Raw genomic sequence first — 21,862 nt, 5'->3', positions numbered from 1 at the left:
TTTGTCATATTTTTTATTGGTAGGTATACACGGTGTCGGAAAAACAACTTTAACGGATAAGTTAAAAACATTTATGAATATAATAAGCTTATCAGTAAGCGATTTAATTAGAGAAGCTGGTAATGATATTAAAAGTGGAGAGAAATTCACCCAAAACATTGAAAACAACCAAGATTTATGGAAGCTTAAATTAAGTGAATATATTTTTTCGAATGATGAAATTGTATTATTAGATGGTCATTTTACTTTGTTGAATGCTAATGCAGAAATAGTCGAGTTGCCTTTTTCAATATTTAATGATATTGAAATAAAAAAAATAATTTTAAAGACTGAAAGACCAGAAGTTATAAAAAACAGGTTAGAAACTCGAGATAATAAATCCTGGGATGAAGGATTAATATATGATTTTCAAGAAGCTGAAATCAAAAGGGCTAAGGAATTTTCAAAGTTAAAAAACATTCCGATTTTTGAGATACAAAGTGATCAAGAGATAAAAGAATTAATAAGATTTATACAATTAAGATTTTAAGTGATCTACATGAAAAATCTTCAGCTAATGACAAAGGTGGAACTGCCCCTTGCCATATCAATAATAATGGGTGGCATAAGAAACGCCCTAGTCCTTGCCATAGGAGTGACAGCAGTGGGAACCTTCATAGGAGCAGGCGGACTTGGCGACATCATAACGAGAGGAATAACAGTAGCCAACGGCAGTCCAATAATAATAGCAGGGGCAATCCCAACAGCCCTCATGGCAGTCTTGGCAGACTTTTTGCTGGGAATAATCGAGCACAAACTAACACCAAGAACCTTTACTAAGATTTAAAATTTTAGAAAATAAAAAACTCAGGTACAAATCACATAGAAGTGCCTGAGTTTTTTTTGCCAAAAATTTTATTTTTTAAAATTTCTAAGACATATATATTTTCCAATTTTTACAAGTCCTTAACTTAACTCTTTTTATTTTTCTTAAACTCAATCACAGAAGCTAGGGTGTTAACTAGGACTATATAGTGGTGGTAGAAGGAGAAGTATAGGGATAGAACTGGTGCGCCAACCATCTCCAGGGGTGTCCTGCCTGCTATATTCCATGGTATATAGGAGGGAGTCATGACGGCAGAGTTTTCCATGTCTAGCGCCAACTTTTCGCTATCGCCATAGCTTTCACGAGCCATTTCATAAGTGAGCATTATGGTAAGAGTTTGGTTGGATGAAAAAATTGAAATCACTGTGGACATTATAGACATGGTCACCATGTGGGGCAGCCTTGCAAAAAGCCTTCTTACATATTTTTTTACTCCCACAAGAAGGTCTGTCTCCTTAAAAAACCCAAAGTAGCCAGAGGATATACCCACGATTAAAAGCATCTTTAGCATGGAGACAAGACCGCCGCCATTTATAAGCTTACCTGCCTCAGAATCTATGTGAAAGCCAAAGATTAGCGCCCTAAAAATTTCGCCTGCCCCCTTATTTTGAAAGACTGCGGCAAAAATTATTGATATTACAATGGAAATCACCATATTTATTTTTAAGTTCACCTTAAAAATTGACAGCAGGATGATGGAAAGGGTTGGGATAATCAATAAAGGGTTGAAATTAAATATTTCTCTTATTAGCTTTATGCCTTCCTTGTCGACCCTTGCGTCAATGCCAAGGTTAAAGATTTGATAAGTTATTATTGTTAGGGCAAAGGGAATTATGCAAGTCCTAAACATATTCTTTAAATTTTTATATAAATCAGTTTTTGTGAGAGTCGCCACAAGTAGTGCTGATGTGGACATGGGAGAGGACCTGTCGCCAAAGAAACAGCCTGACAAAATTGCCCCGCCGGTAACTACTGGACTAAAGCCCATGGCATTTGATATGGACATGGAAATTATGCCGGCAGTTGATGCTGTGCCGAAACTTGTTCCTGTTAAAAAGGATATTGCGGAGTTAAAAATAAAAACTCCTACATAAAAAAACTTCGGCGAGATGAAACTTGTGCCATGATAAATTATGTAGGCAATGGTGCCAGATAGTCGCCAAATGCCAGTGATCATGCCGATAAGGGAAAAGACCAGGAGTATTGTCTTGGTGTCTTTTATGCCAAGGGAAATCATCTTAAAAATTTCTCTTGGGCTAAAATTTTTCTTGTAGGCATAAAGTGCAAGGACTATTAAATTTATAAAAAGAGCCAAGGCTATCGGTACTTTAAAAATTATTGCCAGGAATAAAATTAGCATAAATAAAATTAAGACAGCCATTTCCATGGTAATCACCTCTACTACATTATAGCTTAACTATATCTTTATATAAAATGTTTTATAATTTATAAAACTCACTAATAAAAATTTTACTTAATCTTAATAAAAATTTAAGAAATGTGCAGTTTATAACTATTGCAAAGGCAAAGGAAATTATTATATAATTGACTGCGGAGGTAGATATGAAGAATTTATACATAAGGACAAAAAACTTTATTTTCAAGAACAAAATTACAAAAATCCTTGGACTAATTTTATTAATAGCCCTTGCATTTTTGATTTTTAAAATAATTTCAGGAAAGATAAATGGCAAAGAGGGAGAGATAATTTCTTCCAACCAAGTGGTGACACTGAAGAAGGGCAGCGTAACTAACTCTGTGACAGAAAAGGGCAAGGTTGTGCCTTCAAACTCTGTGGAAGTTTTTGCAGAAAAGCCACTTCCTGTCACTCATGTAAATGTAAAAGTGGGCGACCTGGTGAAGAAGGGCGATGTTATTGCTCAGCTTGATTCATCTTCTATTGAGCAGCAACTAAAGTCAAGAAGGGCACAAAAGTCTGCCACAGACAAAAACCTTTCTGCACAAATTTCTGCTGCCAAAAAAAGACTTGATGAGGCAATTTCCGGTCGTGATTCTGGCAAAAATCCAGCCATAGTCGCTGCTGAGACTTCACTTACTCAAGCCATGGACCAGTACCTTGCGGCACAAAAATCCTATGACGACTTCAAAAGAAGTTTGGATGAAGCCTACAATCAAGGCATGGTTGCAGAAAAGAGCACGAAGGAAAATCTTGCCTATCAAGAAGAGGCAACAGACTTAAAATATAGACAGCTGCAAGATGACATGAACAAGAATGCAAATAAAATTGCCGACAACAGGGCACTGGCAGCAGACAAGGCAAGGCAAGAGGACTATCTACAAAATGCACTTGATAATGAGAAGAAAAGACTAACTGAACTTGGAATTTCCATTAAGGAAGAACAGGGTAGACTTTCTGAGGCTCAGGGAAAACTTACAAGTTTACAATCTGATAAGTCTGCACTTCAAGCAAGAAAAGATCAGCTTAACTTACAAAAATCGAAGGAAAATGATCCTCAAAAAATAATAGAAATAGAAAACGAATTGAATAAAGTTAATTCTGACATTATAAAAAATCAAGACGATATAGAGGCAATAAACTTTGAGGAAATAAAAAAATCAGCCAACGAAAACATCAATAGACTTACAAGGACACAAAACGAAGTAGAAATCCAAGTAAATAAAATATCAGAAGACCTTGCCACTGCCAAGGCTGACCAGCAAAAATATACATCAGAAGCAGAAGCAATGGAAAAAGAATTGGAAGGTCAACAAAAACAAGTTGACGCAACAAGGCTTGAAGTGAAAAAAGCCAAGGAAGACTTGTCCTCTGATGCCGACAAAGCCATAAAAGCACAAAAAGCCCGTGATGACGAACTAAAGACACTGGCGCAAAACCTAGAGACAGCCAGGGACAATTACGAAAGCGCCAAGAGAAATCTCGAATCCACAAAGACCCAAGTGGCAAATGAAATTTCTGGCTTATCTGACAACCTAAAGACTGCAAAGGCAGGCGCCAACAACTTAGACAGTGTGGAAATCGAAAATTTGACGGAAGAATTGGAAAAATCACTGATAAAGGCACCAGCTGACGGCACAGTTACAGAAGTGAATGCCAAGGAAGGGCAAGCGCCAGCGGCAGCAGTGGCAAAAATCGAAACCATTGACACCTTGAGGATCGAATCACAAGTAAAAGAATACGACAAAAATTCAGTGGCAGTGGGAACACTTGTGGAAATCACATCAGATTCAGCCATGGGTGAAACTTATAAGGGCAGGGTAATTTCCATAGATCCAGTGCCAATGCCAGACTCTGCCGACAATAAAACGGGCGAAGTCCTCTACAAGACAACAATTGAATTAGATGAGGGACAAGAAACAAAACTGGCACCAGGCATGAGCCTTAGAGTAAAATACATCATGAGCGAAGAAAAGAACACCTTCAAGGTGCCAACAGATGCAGTCTTTGAAAGAGATGGCAAAAATTATATACTCGCCCTAAAGGATATGGGTAAGGATAAGTACCAAATCCAAAAAGTGGAAGTGAACCTAGGACTTTCCAATGACGCAGAGACAGCCATAAAATCTAAGGACCTAAAGGAAAATGACAAAGTCCTTGCCACATCTGGAGGCTACGGAGAAGGAAATACTGTAACAATAGAAGAGAGTCCTTTGCCAGATGAAAAAACTGGAGAAAAAGATGAAAAATAAGCTGATAAAAATGGAGGGCATCAAAAAATCCTTTAACATTGGAAAGGAAAATGAACTGGAAATCCTTCACGGCATAGATTTTGATGTCAATGAGGGCGAATTTGTCTCTGTTGTGGGACAGTCAGGCTCAGGCAAGTCAACCCTCATGAACATTATAGGCCTCTTAGATAGGCAGACATCAGGCTATTACGAGCTAAATAAAGTTGACATCTCATCCCTAAAGGACAGCGAACTTTCAGCCTATAGATCCAAAAAAATTGGCTTTGTCTTCCAAAATTTTAACCTCATACCAAGATCCAATGCCCTAAAAAATGTAGAACTCCCCATGACCTATGCAGGAGTATCAAAAAAAGAGAGGGCAGAGCATGCAGAAAGACTCCTTGAAATAGTTGACATGAAGGACAGGATGAACCACCTTCCCAACGAACTGTCTGGAGGGCAAAAACAGAGGGTGGCAATAGCAAGAGCCATGGCAAATGATCCCGACATAATCTTGGCAGACGAGCCAACGGGAGCCTTGGATTCCAAGACAGGCAGGACTGTCATGGATTTATTCCACAAGCTAAACGAAGTGGAGAAGAGGACCATAATAGTCATCACCCACAACCTTGAACTGGCAGAAGAAGCAACTAGGATTTACAAGATGACTGACGGGAACTTGGAGGAGATTTAATGGACCTATTAGAAACAATAAAACTCTCCTTAGAAGGACTAAAATCAAATAAATTAAGATCTTTTTTGACCATGCTTGGCATAATAATAGGCATAGGCTCAGTAATAGGAATAACAACCATAGGTGACGCACTGACAAAATCAGTGAACAAGGCCTTTGACTCCATAGCCAACACAGGAGTACAAATCTATGTAAGACCCAAAAATGGAGACTATGACGGCAGCGAATTAAATGGAAGTGATTTCTTCACAGAAGATATACTAAAATATTTAGAGGCTCAAAAGGGCAGGAGAATAGAGGAGTTAATCTATCATGGAGAAAGTGGACAAGGCTATGTAAAAGATGGTAGAAACAAAGAAGCAGTATCCATATCTTCCACATCTGAGGGAGAAAAAAATCTTTTTAAACTAAAGATGATTGCGGGCAGATTTTTAAACGAAGAAGATGTCGCTCGTGGCAAATCAGTAGCAGTAATATCAGATAAAGTTTTAGAAAAAGTTTATAAAGTATCTGCGCCAGAAGTTTTGGGAAGAGAAGCAAAAATTGAAGTCAACGGCAAGTTAATAGTCGCCACAATAATTGGAGTCTATGAGTACGAAGAAATGTCAGTAATGGGTCAGTCAATAAATGGCTCAAACTCGACAGTATATATACCAAGAACAACAGGCGATAGAGAACTTTTAAGTGAACCTAGAACAGTTTACTATGATCTTTCAATCACCCTAAAAAACTCCGACAGCATAGAAGAAGAGGCAAAATCAATAGTTGATGAATTAAACTCAAAATTTTATGCTGACAATCCTAGAGCAGAGGTAGCCTTTTATTCAGCAAAAAGTGAAATAGAACAAATGAATAATGCCATGTCATCAATTCAAATGGCAATAGGAGCCATAGCAGCCATTTCCCTCTTAGTAGGTGGCATTGGAGTAATGAATATCCTTCTCGTGTCAGTAACAGAGAGGACAAAGGAAATTGGCATAAGAAAGGCACTGGGGGCAACTCGTGGAGACATACGAAAGCAGTTTATAATCGAATCCGTAATAATTTGCATAATCGGAGGAATCTTCGGCATAGCCCTTGGCACCATCATAGGAATAATCGGATCCACACTCCTAAAGGCAAGGACACTTCCTTCCCTTGGCGCCATAATTGTGGCAGTGGGCTTCTCCATGCTAATAGGAATTTTCTTCGGCTACTACCCAGCCAACAAGGCAGCAAAAATGGATCCAATAGAAGCCTTGAGATACGAATAAAATAAAAAAGAATTAAATGCAAGTAAGCTTAAAAAAAGTTTGCTTGCATATTTTTTTGACAAAAATTTGCGGCGAATATGAAAATATTTAAAAAACACATAAAAAAATCAAATTCCTTCTATTATATAGTATCTTTTTCAAATTCTTTCTATTATATACCTATATATTGTAGGTGAAAAAATTTAAAAGTTAGAGGGGACTAAGTTTTGACCAAAAAATTAATAACTAATAATAAATAGTTGAGGGCGGAAAAAAGCATCAAAAAAATTTATGGGGAAAATTTTAAGGAAGTATTACAAAGAGGGAGAAATATTAAAGCTATATTAAAATTTAGTAGCAGACCTGAAACATAAAAAAGAAAAATTAACATTAACTTAATACAAAAATCATATAAAAAATCAAAAAAATTGAAATAATTTAAATTTAAGACAAAAATTCCTAGTAAAAAAGTAAGAATACCTAGTCAGTGTACTAATGCGAAAATAGGATTAAATAGGGAATCTATAGGTTTTTGCAAATTAAAATTGTATAAATAAAATACAATTTAAATCAATATGAAAATATGAGTATTATAATTTACGAATGTTGAAATATACTGAGTCGCTAATTTTCAATAGTTTCAGCCAGTGAAAATGTATACATTATATATTTTAATAAATAATAGAAAAAAGGGGGGGCAAAAAACTTTCAAAAAAATGACAGCAGCAAGCCATTTTTTAAGAGAAATTTATAAAAAAAGTATGGATACTTTATTATTAGTGTATTAAAATAGATATAACAATACTAGAGAATACATAAAATCCTAGTATAGACAAAGACTGATTGAGATAGGAGAGTAATAATGAATAACATTTTGAAAAGAATCATGAGCCTTTTATTGGCTCTGTTAATGGTTTTAGAAGTGTTCAGTCCACTTGCTGTATCAGCAAGATCACTTCTCGACGAAGAGGAAAACCATAACTCAATAATGAGCGAACCAAGGATGGACAGTAAATCTATACTAGCACCAGAAACCAAGCCCAAAAAAGTACAAGCTGAGGATGATTTGTTTTCAGTTCCTGGCGTAAAAAAAGAAGAAGATCGTAAAGAAACAAATAAACTTCAAGAGGCACCAGCAAGGCAAAAAGAATCATCAACCATAATTGAAACACCAGAAAAAGAAAGTCCAGCACAAAATAAAGTTGACAACGCAATAATCGAAGCAGGACGACAAAGAGAACAAAAAGCAGAAGACAAACTTAACCAAGCAGTAGAAAGGGCAAAGCAAGCAGAACAAAATGCTAAAGCTAGTGAAAACCTAAACCTAGAAACTACAGAAATTGAAAAGCCTGGCTACAAATCTTGGAGAGTAGTAAACAGAATAAAAGCAGTCTACAAGGACGGCAAGCTTGACTGCCAAGGTCTTCTAATCGAAGTAGAAGACTTTAAAGGCAACAAGAAAACCTTAACTTACGACGATATACTAAAGGACAAGAATATAATCGTAAATAAGGAAATAAAAGAAGGCCTTTTCGGATCTAGCGAACTAATAATAACAACGCCAGGCCTTAGAGATATAAAAATCGATGTCAAAGTCGAAAACATGAAAAAAGATAAAGACGAAAAATCAGCACTTAGTCTAAACAAGGATAATTCAAATAAATTAGAAGATAAAGAAAATACAGAAGAAAAAGAAGAAAAAGAGGGCTTACTAGATAAGCTTAAAGAAACACTAGGCTTAACAGGTCTACAAAAAGCAGACAAAGAACTAAAAAAAGCACTTGCAGACGAAAAAAACGGCTTAGAAGAAATCCAAGCCTTACTTATCAGCTTTGAAGACAAGTACGACTTGTCAAGAGAAGGCCAAGCCAAACTAATGGAAGACAACGAAGAAGCAATCCAAGCGCTAATCGAAAGGGATAGGAACGGAAACTTTAGACCAGATATGCTTATGGCAAACCCTGTTGGATCAAGCCCAGAAGACTTAGCTAATAAGAAGTTCACAATTAGGACTAGACTTGACACTTCAACTATTACTGGACCTATTCAACCAGGACAATTCTTTGAAATCAAATTGGATCCAAGACTTACTGTAAAATCTGGAACTACTCTTCCAAATATAGTAAACGATGGAAAAGTTTTAGCTGAACCTTCTTATGAGTCAACTACAAATACAATAAAATACACTGTAAAAAGTCCAATAGCAAAAAATCTACAAATCCCTATAGCTATAGATGTCGATTATAATGTAGAAAAAATAAAAGAACTAGATGGAACAAAAGACAAACACTCTATTAATAATTCTATTTCTGGACTAGGGGTTCTAAGACCAGTAAAACTTCCAGAAGTAATAGTTAACAATAATGGGGATATTGTAAATGGTATTTCAGAAGAAGACGGTCACGATGTATTACAAATAGTAGAACCAGGTTCTGACTATAAAGTTTATATGGACGCTCATGGTTCTCCGGTTGTAAAAAATGGTAAGCTTGTAGCAGTTAAATGGTCAGTTAGATTCACAGCAACCAAAGATTTAAAGGACCTAGGACTGTCCTCAAACGCAACAACAGTAAAAGGCTCTGGTCTAGGAGGACCTAGCAATTTATTATTGAATGGTAAAGAAATCACCCAAGGTTTATCAACAAATGAAATTGAAGGTAAATTTGGCATAGTTTCATCTAGAAACCATACCCTTCAAGAATCTACCAGAGAAGTTCTTTATACATTCCAAACAAATACAACAGATACTCAAGAAAAATACATGATAGATTTTTCTGTTGCTCTTAATAATAGAAAGAAATCAGGAGCAGTAAGACTAGTCTATGATGCAGCTGACAACAAATCTTATGTGGAAGAAACTACAACTAAGCGTGTTGGAATTAATAACAGAACATCAATTCTAGGTGAATTTACATCTGACACTACTGCAAGATGGACAGTAACAGACCAAGTGTCCACAGGGGACGATACTTTAAAGAATAACCCAGTTGTAGGATTTCCTTTAGCTACAAGAGAGTTGACAGGAGACCAAGAACTAACTTCATCAAGAATGGCAGTATATGGTCTTGACAGAGACACTGGAAAGATGGTTGTTAAACAAAATGTAACTGATCTTAATAAGACAATTCCTGAAAAGGGAACAAATCCATCAGACCAACAATATCCAGGTAGAATCGCAGTTTATGAATTTAATACAAATATAACAGAATCAGAAGCTGGTTATTCACTTTCAGGTGTTAACATCAACAAATACCAACCTATAAAAATCAAGCAAACATGGTCTGGTATAGATGCCACTAAAAAGATGCCAGAACAAACCATAGAAGTTAAAGATGCTAATGGAAATGCTTTAGCAAGTCCAGTAACAGTTGGCGAAGGAGAACCAGGCCAAGCAGATAGAGAATTCGACCTTCCAGCTGTTAAGACATGGGAAATTGGAAGTGATGGATCAGAAACTAAGATTACTCCAAATATAGTTCAAGTTCTTCCAGCTGATACTACACTACCAGATGGAAAAACTTATTCCTACAAGGAAAAGTACAACTACTATTCACTACTAGACGGCGCTTATCACATTTACAATACAATGACAGAGTCTACAGGTGAAAAAGACTCTGACTTTACAATTATAAAAACAGATAGCAAGGACCCTGCTAAGAAACTTTCTGGAGCAGAATTCACCCTTCAAAGTCCAAGAGAGACAATCAAACTAACAACAGATGCCAACGGACGAGCAAGTTTTAGAAATGTAAGTCCAGGTACTTATGCTCTTATAGAAAATAAAGCTCCAGCTGGATACAAATTAGATCAAACTGCAAAACAAATTACTGTATCTTCTGATGGCAAAATATCAGTAGAAGGCAATAACATCTCTATGCAAGGTGGGAAAATAGCAACTGTTACTGCTAGACACAATTACTATCCATCTTATCCATCCTACATGAATGCTATGCACTATGGAAGCATTGACCAAAATGGAAATGTAGAATTTTATATCTATTTAAAACCAGAAGCTAATGGTTATGATGGAAGCACAAATAAAGATACAAGACTTAACCTTAACCTAGCAGGCGGTGGATCTATTAATTCTGTAGAAGTAATCGATGTAGATCCAGGTAATAGAAATACTGTTAGAAATAAGATGTATGACCAAAATGCCAATGAATACACTGGAGCTAACCAAATAAATGCTGGTGGAGCAAATGAAATTACAGGAACTGCAAATGTTAAAGATCCATTTACAGGAAAAACTGGTTACCAAATAAAATTCCCAACAGCAAGATTTAATAATGACTGGGGCTTCCTAGTAAAGGTAACAGCAAGTGGCGGAACAAATACAAGTGCAGTATCTTATGACTGGTTAACAGATAACCAAAGCGTTGAAAACGAAGCAAGAATCCAAGAAACAATTGGCTTGTCAACTTCATCAGACTCTACACAAACAAATCCTACAAGTGATGGAGTAACATTAACTATTGCTAACGAAGAATTTCCAAAAGCAAAAGTTGAAGTTACAAAAGTTGATGAAAACGGAGTAGATGGACTATCTGGTGCAACATTCACCCTAAAGGATTCCAATAATAATCCTATAATAGACGTTCAAGCTTCAAATGACGCAAATAAAAAAGGTCTTGCATCCTTTGGCGAGCAAGCACCAGGCAAGTATATTATAGAGGAAAAGAAAGCCCCTCAAGGTTACAAGAAATCAAATGTTGTATTTGATGTAAATGTAACAGATGATGGCAAGGTAACTTACAAGGCTAGATTTAAAGATGGCAATGGTATACCTAAAAATGGTATTGACTATATCCTAGAAGATGTAGAAATTGGACAAGATATTGGTCAAAGAAAAGTTGAAGTTGTTAACCAATCCATGACCCTTCAAGAAAAACAAAACCAACCAGACGATGGTCGTATTGGTTGGCAAGAAGGTGTTTGGGAAGCCTATGGTATAGAATCCTACAGATACGATGCTACTTATAATATAAGTAACGCCGTTAAGGGTGGAAAATTTAAAATCCAATTTGATAGAAACCTTGACTTCAAGAGATATGTATATGAAATACCGGTCTTAAAAGATGGTGATGGAAAAGTAATAGCAAAACCTTATTTTAACTATGACACAAATCTTTTAACCTATGTTTTTGAAGATAACGCATCTAATGTAAACGCATCAATTAAAATTGTCGGTATCATTCCAGACAAGTACTATGCTACACAAACAAATAAAGGTTCTGGCTATAACTTTAAGATAGTAGTAGACCCAGACGATCAAAATGCAGCAACTAGCAATAAGACATTAGACTTCAACGTAAAGACTGACTATTATTCATATGACTCCCAAGGTGGAGGCGGACCACTAACAAGTGAATATATAACAGACATTTATAAAGGTGAAGATGGAGAAATCTATCTAAAGGCTGTTTCTTACTACAACCCAACTAATATGTCTAGTGGTCAAAGAACAATCAGACTTGATTGGCTTTCAATGAGAAAACCTAGACCAGGTTTGGAATACTATCGTGCAGATGGATATCCAGCCTTTGGATTTGAAGACTTAAAAATCTACAAGGTCTATGGAAATCAAACAAGAAAACAAAACCTAATGCCTTTATCTTATGGTATTAGACCAGAGCAAGACACTTCAAACTACAGTAGAGTTTATTCAAAATCAAAGGTAAATCCTAATGTAGGATTCTCAGAATCTGGCGGAGATGTTAGGGTTACCTATAGACCTGAATATCTAAAGAGCCACGAAGGTCTTCTAGATTATGGTCATGAAAGACACCCACTAGAAATTCAAGTACCTAGAGTATCAGGCAATGAAGGTTATGTAATAGTTCAAACTTTTAAGGTTACAGACAAACAAAGATTTAAAGACCTATGGTCTGGTTATTACCTATCTAATGGTCAAAGACACACAGGCTCATACCAAAAGGGTAACTACAACTGGGCATTGGGTTCAGAAACAGGGAAAGAAGTTCCTACTTACTACTCACAAAAGATTAAACTTATAAATAAAAAGTACACACCAGGTTCCTTTAAAATCAAAAAGACAAATGAAGCTGATAATAGTCTTTTAGCTGGTGCTATATTTGAACTAAAGGACACTGAGGGCACAACAACAATTGCAAGATATAGTGGTGCTGATGGTATAGTTGAGTTTAACAACATAGAGCCAGGCATATATACCCTCGAAGAAGTCCAAGCTCCAGATAAATTCATCAAGTCAAATAGAAGATGGCAAGTTGTTGTCTATGACACAGGAGAGGTAGTCATAAGAGAAATTGGTGGAGCTGGTACTGAGCTTACAGGCAAAGACACAATAGTAATATCTGTAACCAACAAGCCAGTTGGAGAAGAATTCAAAGTTTACAAGAAAGACGGGAATGGCAATCCACTTCAAGGCGCTAAGTTTGTAATCAAGGATGAAAAGGAAACAAAAACTGTCGCAACTGGAGTATCAGATGACAAGGGTATTGTAACTTTCACACCTCCTTTAGAAAAAAATAAAACTTATGTTATAGAAGAAACTGAAGCCCCAGCAGGTTATAGGAAACTTAACAAAAAATGGGTTCTTGTAATTGATGCTGACGGCAAGAAGAAAGTCTATAACTACAAAGAAAAATCTCAAGCTGGAAATACAATTGGTTCTATCCTAGAAAAAGCTAATGTTAATTGGGTTGATGTAAAAGGCAGAAGCCTAGAAGGTTGGAACCTTTACGACAACAGACGAACTGATTGGACAGGAGCTTTCCCAAGGCCATTTAAGATGGGAACAAGAATAGTTGGTATTAACAAAGATGAAAAATACGTTATCCAAAGATATGTCCTAAACCCAGAAGCTAACAGCATTGGCGCAACAAATGGTACAATCCATAGAGAAAAAGTAGAATACACAAATATGGATTGGTACAATGGAAATGCTATAGCTGGCACAGACTATCAAGTATTTAAACTTAATAAAGCTGTCACAGGCGAGATATCTGATATTAGACTTGCTGATTACGGAGCAGAAAACATAACAGACTCTGTTAAGGGCTCTGCAAAGGCAGTAAAAGGCAGGTATGGAGAGCCTGATAGATTAAGCCTAGACTTCCCAGCTACAGACAAACCAATAGTAGTGGATATTAAAGTTCCTTATAAAGAAGCTAGTGGTGGAGTCGGTACAGGCATGGACTGGGTAGAAGATGGCGTAACTTATTGGAAGTCCGATTACTACGAAAGAGTTGACATTATAAAAGAAACTGGTCCTGTACTGGAACAATCTACAGGTATCCAAGGATCTTATATATCTGACAACTCTCTAGATGTAACTAATGAATCAAAAACCTTTGGTTTCAAACTAAAGAAGGTTAAAGAAGATGATATTGGACAAGCTATCAAGGGAGCAGAATTTAAACTAACAGGTCCAGATCCAAGTAAAGATGAAAGATTTATGACAACAGGTTCTGATGGAATGATTTCTTTTAACAAGCTTACACCAGGAACTTATAAGTTAGAGGAAACAAAGGCAGCTCCAGGATATGAACTAGCTAATAATGATTGGTCAGTTAGGATAGAGGCTGACGGTAAAGTTTTCATCAAAGTTCTTCCTAAAGCTACTGTCACAAATAATCCAGGAGGAACAGCTGCAAGATCTGCTGAGCTTTTAAGCGGACCAGCTGAAGAAAATACAATCCTATCAGTAGGAGATCCTAATTCAACTGAAGAAAAGCCAGTTAGAAATCTTAGATTGGCAAAACAAATGCAAGCCTTAAAAGCAGCACAATATGGTAAAGCTCCAGAAACAAATGGAAAAACCCCACTTAAGTCTCAAGCAGAAATAAATCAAGAAGCAATAAGACAAAACATAAAGGCAGTCTATGGAGAAAATAATCTTGAAAACCAATTAAAAGATGGAATGACCTTCGGTGAAGTTGCAATGGTAGCTTACAACAGAGACTTTGCACTAGGAACAGGTTCAGGACTAGAAATTTCTGATCCAATAGTTCCAGGACCAGTAAGAGCTGGAGGTTGGGAACAAGTTGATCCAAGCCTATCCACTAATAGAACAAATAAAGCTCATACTGCTAATTACATGGAAACGAAAATCACTGAAATAAATAAAAAAGATGACAGATTCAGACAAATATTCTTGTTCAAACCAGGAAGTAGAAACTTTGCTGGAAAGATCGAAATTCATAGAGAACCGGAACCAGGAAATGACCTTTATTTAAAACTAGGAACAAAGGAAATATCAAAGGTAAAATTCTATGAAGTCGATGCAAGCTCGACAATAGATAATATTACGGGTAAAAAAGAAATTAGAATAAATCCTAAGCAAGAAAGAAACGATACCGGACCAATGAGGATTAAGGCAACTCTTCAAAGCAATAAAACAATATTGGTTGAAGTTGAGTCTTCCTATTCAAGTGATGGTTCTATCGGTTTAGGAGCAGATTATGAATTTGGTAATAAATCAGGTCCATACGATAACTCAAAGAAATCATGGGCAGGAGACTCTTATCCAAGTGAAGATGATATTAATAGAAATCAAGAAATTCTTTACAATGTAATAATTGACCCTAACATTCAATATGGTAGTGTTACAAGTGATAAAGACAAAGCAAAAGAAAATGATACATTTACACTAACTATTACACCAGACCCAGGATATGTTTTAGATAAGCTCAATATAAATGGAAGTGACGTTACACATTATGTTAATGGCTCAGAAGCATCTTTTACAATGGGTAAATTTGATGCTAATGTTACTGCAACATTTAAGAAAGTTCAAACTTATCCTATAAACATAATGCCAACTCAAAATGGTAAGGTTACAAGTGATAAGAACAAAGCAAGGCAATATGAAGATGTTACCATAACTGTAAAAGCAGACCCAGGTTATAGATTAAAACAACTTTATATAAACAGACCTGAATCTGACTATACACGAGCCATTTATGAAGGTAATGGACAAATGACTTTCCCAATGGGTAACTTTAAGGCAGATGTTTATGCAATATTTGAAAGAGATCCAAACTATGTAATGATAAGTTTCCATCCAAATACTGGATCTGGAACAATGGGACCTTATTTTGCAAGGAAAGGTCAACCTGACTTTACTATGCCACAAAATAGCTTCACTCCACCAGCAGGTAAAATCTTTAAAACATGGGGGTTTAATGGAAAAGAATTTGATCCAGGCAGAGTAGTAACAGTAAGTGCTGATGTAACATTTTATGCGGTTTGGACAGACAAGCCTGCAGAAACTGTAACTGTTTCCTTTGATAAAAACGGTGGATCTGGCACTATGACAGACCAAACTGTTGAAAAAGGCAAAGCTTATGTATTGCCTGAATGTGGATTTACAGCTCCAACCAATCAAGAATTTAAGGCTTGGCTAGTAGATGGACAAGAAAAAGCAGTGGGAGACTCTATTACTGTTAATGCAAATACAAGTGTTAAAGCTATTTGGCAAGTCAAAACATCTAATATAAACGTTATTCCAAACGTAGAACATGGTTCTATTACAGCACCAAGGTCTGCAAAAGCGGGAGAAAAGGTAACAGTAACAGTAAATCCTGATACTGGCTATGAACTTGAAAAAATAGAAGTTCTAGATAGACAAGGAAAGTTACTAGCAACTGTTAATAATAGTAGCGACCCTAGCTTTATAATGCCAGATAAAGATGTTTATCTAAATGCATTCTTTAAGCCTACAACTATACAAAAAGATAAGTTTATTGTAGGTATAGACCCAGATCAGAGAAGAACAGTTACAGTTACTCCAGCAAAGGGAGTACCAGGTCAAGCTGAAGAAGGCGAAAAAGTAGATGTAAGTGTATCTATGAAGAGTACATCCTCTGCTCTAAAGAGTATCTTCGTAAAAAAATCAGATGGTCAACTTGTTAACTTTGTAAAGACTGGACCAAATACTGGTTACTTCTTAATGCCAGCATCAGATGTTACAGTTTATACTACATTAAGTAACATAGCATCAGGTTCTTATGAAGTAAAGATAGCTGACACTCAAAATGGTTATGTTAATACAGATAAGGTAGTTGCAAAACCAGGAGAAACTGTAACTCTTACACCAGTTCCTAACCAAGGATTCAAATTAGAATCTTACACAGTTACTGATGCAAGTGGTAACCCTATAAAAGTTACAGACAACAACTTTACAATGCCAAGTTCTGCAGTTACTGTATCTGCAAGCTTCACTTCTGATGGAACATCAATTCCTTCTGATGGAGAAGTTGAAATCCCAGAAGGGAAATTTGCACAAATTACCAACAAGCAAACTGGTATTGAACTTAAAATCTATAAGAAGAACTCAGCAGATTCACCACTAATAGGTGCAAAGTTTGAACTTAAAAAGACAAATGACGACTACACTGAAGTTGACTCTACTTTTACTATAGTTACAGCTGAGTCTGATGAAAATGGTAATGTAAAATTTGTAGACGAAAATGGTAATACTGTAAAACTTCAAGTAGGTAAGTATTTGTTGACAGAAACTAAATCTCCAGCAGGTTACAAAAAGCCAGCAGCTCCTTGGAAACTTGAAGTAAAAGAAAAAGGTGGACAACTTGTAATCACACAAAGTGGTCCTAAGCATTCATCTACTTCATACCTATCATCTGAGGGAGCAAAGGCAGGAGATAACACTAATTCAACTGATACAATTAAATACAAGTCAATAATCAAGAGTATTGATCCTGTCAATAAGACTTTCATCCAAAGAATCTATGTAGATACTAGAGGATACAATGGCAAGGTCAACGTACAAATTACTCCTACAACTAAGAGAGAAGAGAAAGATACACCTTCAGCTTCTCCAGTAACGACAAAGGGTGGTGTAAAGACTGCTTATAGAACAACTTATAAGGTTTCAAACCCAGGGCTAACACCTAATGTGGATGAAATTTTAAAGGACTATGACTTAAGAAAGTCTAATGTATCTGTAGTCAACACTGCAAGGTGGAGACCATTTGATTGGGGCTTTGACGAAGACCAAATCAACCTATCAAATGACGGAGTTTACTTCATAGATATTGAAGGATTCTACGATGACAACATCAAAGATCTTGGAGAAATAGAATTAAAGGTAGACTTCTATGGTGGAGAATGGGTATTTGCCCAAAGAACCTTTGAAAAAGGACAATTAGGTTGGAAGTATGATAAAGATATTGGTTCCACAGGCGGTCTCCAAACTAAGAGAGATGCAGCCTACCAACAAGGTATGGAAGCACTTCGTGACTTCTATGCTTCAAAGCATTCTGCAGCTGATACTAATGCATGGTTCTATGGCAATTCTGACAATGAAAAATATGCAGTTTGGTTAAGAAAGGGCACATACATTGATGGCACATACTACGATGCAGGTCGAATAGTATTATCGTCAGATCTTACTAACTCAAACATTAAGAATGCCAAGCCAATCCAAACTTCAACTACCAAGGCAGATATCAAAGACTTGTATTCATCAGATACAATTAAGACAGTGCCTCAAGAAGGTATGACAATAACAAACGAAGATGAAACTTATAATCTTACTTTCTCTAAGCACGCTAAGTTAGAAACAGATCCGAAGAAAGAGGATTTCAATAAAAACAGACTAGAAGGTGCAGTATTTAAGCTACAAAAGAAGGAAGGATCCTTCTGGTATGACCTTGATGAATCCTATGTAGCATCAGCTTTCAACGGTTACTTTGGTTTCAGAAGACTTGAACCAGGTCGTTATAGACTACTAGAAGTTACACCGCCTCAAGGTTATAAACCTATTGAAGGACCACTTTTAGAGTTCACAATCAAACAAATTGACACAAGGTCTGGCAAGATCATCAATCCAAAAACTAAAAAAGAAGTTAATTTGGTTGACCTAACAATAATAGACCCAAATAACCAAAAGCAAATAGCACTTAAAGATGCACAAGCAAAAATAAAAGGTGATCCTAGTAACACAGTTTACAACTTCAGCGACTTAGTTAAGGATAGCAAGTTTGATATTGACACTTGCTTAATCCTAAGTGAGGTAAAGGACGATAGTGGAAATCCAAAGGAAATTCCACTAAAGGAAGCAAATTTTATAGACCCAGAAACAAAAGAACCAATGGGTAGAATTATTTCTGGAGCCCAAGGTTATATTACCTTAGAATACAAACCAGGTGGCTATGTAGCAGAATATGGCAATGCCGGATCATCAGGTGGATCCTTAGTGGACTATGTAACATCTGCCACTGCTAAGAACATGGGTAAAATTCTAAATGAAACACCTGGTAAAGGTAAAGTAACTATCAAAAAGCTTGACGAAAACGGAAATGCCTTAGGAGCAACTGCAGATTCTTCTGGAGAATTAACAGTTGGAGCAAAGTTTGAAGCAGTAAGAACTAGTGGTAAGAAGGATGAAAATGGAAATCCAGTAGCTGATGCTAAATACACTGGTACTGTAAATAAAGATGGTGTTCTTGTAATAGATGGCTTACCAATTGGTAACTACGAACTAAAAGAAATTGAAAATCCATCTGGTCACGTAAACACTGGCCAAATATGGCACTTTACAGTTGGCGGTAAAGACCTAGACCCTTATGCAGGTGACATAGCAAGGACGGGTCAAAACTTAACAGATAAGATTAGCATTAGCAAATCTGAACTTAAAGTTGTTAGACCTAATGCTGATGATGAAAAGAAAACAGGCTCTGAAGGAAATACTGTAATAAGACCTCACGTTGGACAAAGTTTGGAATTTGACAACGAATTTAAACTTGATCCAAATATTGAGATAAGGCCTGGAGATTACTTCGTATTAAAACTAACTGACAACATGGACCTAGAGGGTGTTAGAACAGATGGTGCAACTAACTTAGACCTATTTGCTGATGGTGTTGGTACAATAGCTAAGGCAGACTATAACAAAGAAGCAGGAACAATAACTTATACCTTCACAAAATATGCTGAGCAATATAAGCTATTGAACTTCGAAAACAAATTAGCTGCTCATATTAGCCTAGCTAAGGTAAGAAACTCTGATCCAAATGCTAAAGTTGGAGTAAGCGTTGGAAGTTCTTCTATAAACCACAACATAAATATTAAATACCTTGTTGATGCAATTTCAGAATCCTATGACAATGCAACAGTCAACCTAGCATCAAAGATCACACAATATAACACAAAAACAGGCGAATTTGTTCACTACTTCTATGTAAATAGAGACAAATATTACAATGCAAAAGATCAGTATTTCACATATACTCCAAATGTAGCTGTTGATAATTTACAATTGACTTACTACAAGCTAAGGTATAACTCTGATTATTATATCAACCAATCTATGCCAGAGTCCTTTGCTGTAAATGAAGCTGATTCTAACCTAGTAAGGAGTGGTGGTACATCTCCTGAAAATGTTGCAGCAAATAAGAAGGTAACTCACAACATAGGTAATCTTGGACCTAGAGGTTCAATGATAATAAAAGTAACTGGTCGAATGAAAGATGTTGGAACTGAAAACCAAGTTCTATCTTATAAAGGCGTATCTAGTTTATACAGTACCTACGACTATGAATACGATAGATATGATTCATGGGGAAGATATTATGACACTGTTTCTGGAACTGCCATTTCACCTTATGTTTATAGATGGGATGCGATTTATGCCTTTGATAATACAAATACAGCATCTGCAGACCTAACTATCCAAGCAGTTAACCCATCTAACAAGATAAAGTTCAAGAAGGTAGACCCTTATGGAAATGAATTAAAACCAGCATTAGATGAAAATGGTGAAGTAATAAAAGATAATAAAGGCAATGTAAAAGATGCCGCTTACTTCTCACTATTCAAAAATGGTGGCACGGCAGAAAACCCTAATGAAAGCTGGACTCCTATAGGTAACGCAAGACCTGTTGACAAAGATGGAATTGTTTCCTACGAAAAACTTGAAAAAGGTTACTACAAGTTAGTTGAAACTATAAGTCCTCCAGGATATATAAAACCAACAGAAGCAGTTTCCTACTTTAAGGTTGATGAGTCAGGAAAGATATTTAGAAAAATCACTATAAATAAAACCGGAAGTTCAGTAACAACTGATATTTTCGAAGAAGTTGACGGAACAGTTCCAATTGAGATTGTAAACAACAAGCCAATTGAGTTTGAAAAGGTTGATGCTGATGATAATGCCAAGAAGCTAAAAGATGCAATCTTTGAAGTTCAATACAAAGATAAAGAAGATGGCAAGTATGAAACTATTAAGATTAAGAAAACTGAAGGCACAACAGTAAAAGAAGTTCCAATGACTGTAACATCTGATAAGGATGGTAAGTTCAAATTAGAAGTTACAAAAGATGGTTACTATGCTCTTAAAGAAACAAAGGCACCAGAAGGATATGGTAAATTCCCAGGATATATCAGAGAGTTCAAACTTGAAAAAGGAAAACTTCAAGTGCTTGAAAAAGATCCATTCAAAGCAAGTTTGACTAGGGGCGATAAAGGTATGATGACAAGTCAAATCCTAGAAATAAATGAAAAGGATAGGACCTTTAAAGCTCGACTAATTATAAACCCAGAACACAAAAACTTCACTTATGATAATGACTCAACTGAATTATTAATAAGTGAGAAAAACTGGAAGATTTATCCTACAGATAGTTTCGGTGGTGTAATTAGTTACGGTCAGCTAGAAAAAGGTAAGAATCTAGATAGCCTTAAATCAGAAGATTTTAAAACAAGATCAATTGATGGTAGCAGCAATAATGTTTATAGTTACTACCTACACAATTTGCCAGAAAATAATGCAACAGGAAATGTAACAACTACTAATGCGTTAGTAATAGAGTTTAACGGTAAGTTTTCTGACAATGTAAATCTTTCTGAAGATTTGAGTTTTAAAATTAAAGATAGTTCAAAAGAATATGATAGTTTAACATATGCATTTGATATGACAAAACTCGCAAGTGGAAAGCCAACTTATATTGAAGCCAAGACTCCAATAGTTGTAGAAAACAAGAAGGGTGTATATCCTTGGACTGGTGGTATGGGTACTTTAATCTTTACTGTTAGTGGTTTGATACTAATGAGTGCTGCGGCTTATGTTTACAGCAGAAAGAGGAGGGAATCTTATGATGATTAGTTATAAGGTCAAAAGTAATCCTCTAATGGCGAGTAATAACTATGACAAGATAAGTTCTTCTATGACAAAGGGTTACAAGGACAAGATAAGTTTTCCTATGACGAAAGCTTATAGGGACAAGGTAAATCATCTTATCTTAAATGATTTTAAAATCAAGAAGAGACAAGCTCTTATGATAAACCCACTAAGGGCAAGTGAGAGAAGGTGTTGCTCTTATGATTAATTCTATAAAAGACAAGAAGAGGCACCCTCCTTAGTGGGAGTAAATAAAATTTAATGAATTGAGAGTGGTGGAGGGGTCAGTCCCCACCGCC

8 protein-coding genes are annotated in these 21,862 nt (G+C 36.1%); 7 read left to right on the top strand and 1 reads right to left on the bottom strand.

The genetic code is table 11. From position 1 onward, the window contains the following. Position 1: 1 nt before the first annotated feature. Together WMO19_RS05780 and WMO19_RS05775 are read left to right on the top strand one after the other, a co-directional pair. Positions 2 to 529, top strand: coding sequence for an ATP-binding protein (locus tag WMO19_RS05780; protein WP_349170671.1), 528 nt, complete (start codon positions 2 to 4; stop codon positions 527 to 529). A gap of 9 nt (positions 530 to 538) precedes the next feature. Beyond that, entirely contained in the window at positions 539 to 826 is a 288-nt protein-coding gene (locus WMO19_RS05775) for an ABC transporter permease subunit (protein ID WP_435891048.1), read from the top strand. Positions 827 to 950: 124 nt separating this feature from the next. Here WMO19_RS05775 and WMO19_RS05770 read toward each other — a convergent pair whose 3' ends face one another. Then, positions 951 to 2,252 carry a Na+/H+ antiporter NhaC family protein gene (locus tag WMO19_RS05770; RefSeq protein WP_349170669.1) on the bottom strand — a complete coding sequence of 434 codons (1,302 nt, stop codon included), beginning with the start codon at positions 2,250 to 2,252 and terminating at the stop codon, positions 951 to 953. Between the two features lie 176 nt (positions 2,253 to 2,428). On the opposite strand from WMO19_RS05770, the gene WMO19_RS05765 reads away from it, so the two are divergent. The 5 genes from WMO19_RS05765 (at position 2,429) to WMO19_RS05745 (ending at position 21,771) form a co-directional block, all read left to right on the top strand. Next, positions 2,429 to 4,534 carry an efflux RND transporter periplasmic adaptor subunit gene (locus tag WMO19_RS05765; protein WP_349170668.1) on the top strand — a complete coding sequence of 702 codons (2,106 nt, stop codon included), beginning with the start codon at positions 2,429 to 2,431 and terminating at the stop codon, positions 4,532 to 4,534. Then, positions 4,524 to 5,207: an ABC transporter ATP-binding protein gene (locus WMO19_RS05760; protein WP_349170666.1), complete on the top strand. Its 684-nt coding sequence runs from the start codon at positions 4,524 to 4,526 to the stop codon at positions 5,205 to 5,207. The genes WMO19_RS05765 and WMO19_RS05760 overlap by 11 nt, the downstream gene beginning before the upstream one ends. Then, positions 5,207 to 6,460, top strand: coding sequence for an ABC transporter permease (locus WMO19_RS05755; protein ID WP_349170664.1), 1,254 nt, complete (start codon positions 5,207 to 5,209; stop codon positions 6,458 to 6,460). Before WMO19_RS05760 ends, WMO19_RS05755 begins: the two co-directional genes overlap by 1 nt. An 841-nt stretch (positions 6,461 to 7,301) precedes the next feature. Beyond that, entirely contained in the window at positions 7,302 to 21,548 is a 14,247-nt protein-coding gene (locus tag WMO19_RS05750; RefSeq protein ID WP_349170662.1) for a SpaA isopeptide-forming pilin-related protein, read from the top strand. Further along, the gene (locus tag WMO19_RS05745) at positions 21,538 to 21,771 is read left to right on the top strand and encodes a hypothetical protein (RefSeq protein ID WP_349170660.1); all 234 of its coding nucleotides are present in this window, start codon (positions 21,538 to 21,540) and stop codon (positions 21,769 to 21,771) included. The genes WMO19_RS05750 and WMO19_RS05745 overlap by 11 nt, the downstream gene beginning before the upstream one ends. Positions 21,772 to 21,862: the final 91 nt, after the last annotated feature.

The organism is Peptoniphilus hominis (ex Hitch et al. 2025) (assembly GCF_040096015.1).
GTDB lineage: Bacteria > Bacillota > Clostridia > Tissierellales > Peptoniphilaceae > Peptoniphilus_A > Peptoniphilus_A hominis.
This window is presented reverse-complemented; position numbering and strand designations above follow the sequence as displayed.

Bases quoted from the DNA above. Each gene is read 5' to 3' on its own strand.
- WMO19_RS05775 (WP_435891048.1), top strand. From the start codon at position 539: ATGAAAAATCTTCAGCTAATGACAAAGGTGGAACTGCCCCTTGCCATA.
- WMO19_RS05770 (WP_349170669.1), bottom strand. From the start codon at position 2,252: ATGGAAATGGCTGTCTTAATTTTATTTATGCTAATTTTATTCCTGGCA.
- WMO19_RS05765 (WP_349170668.1), top strand. From the start codon at position 2,429: ATGAAGAATTTATACATAAGGACAAAAAACTTTATTTTCAAGAACAAA.
- WMO19_RS05760 (WP_349170666.1), top strand. From the start codon at position 4,524: ATGAAAAATAAGCTGATAAAAATGGAGGGCATCAAAAAATCCTTTAAC.
- WMO19_RS05755 (WP_349170664.1), top strand. From the start codon at position 5,207: ATGGACCTATTAGAAACAATAAAACTCTCCTTAGAAGGACTAAAATCA.
- WMO19_RS05750 (WP_349170662.1), top strand. From the start codon at position 7,302: ATGAATAACATTTTGAAAAGAATCATGAGCCTTTTATTGGCTCTGTTA.
- WMO19_RS05745 (WP_349170660.1), top strand. From the start codon at position 21,538: ATGATGATTAGTTATAAGGTCAAAAGTAATCCTCTAATGGCGAGTAAT.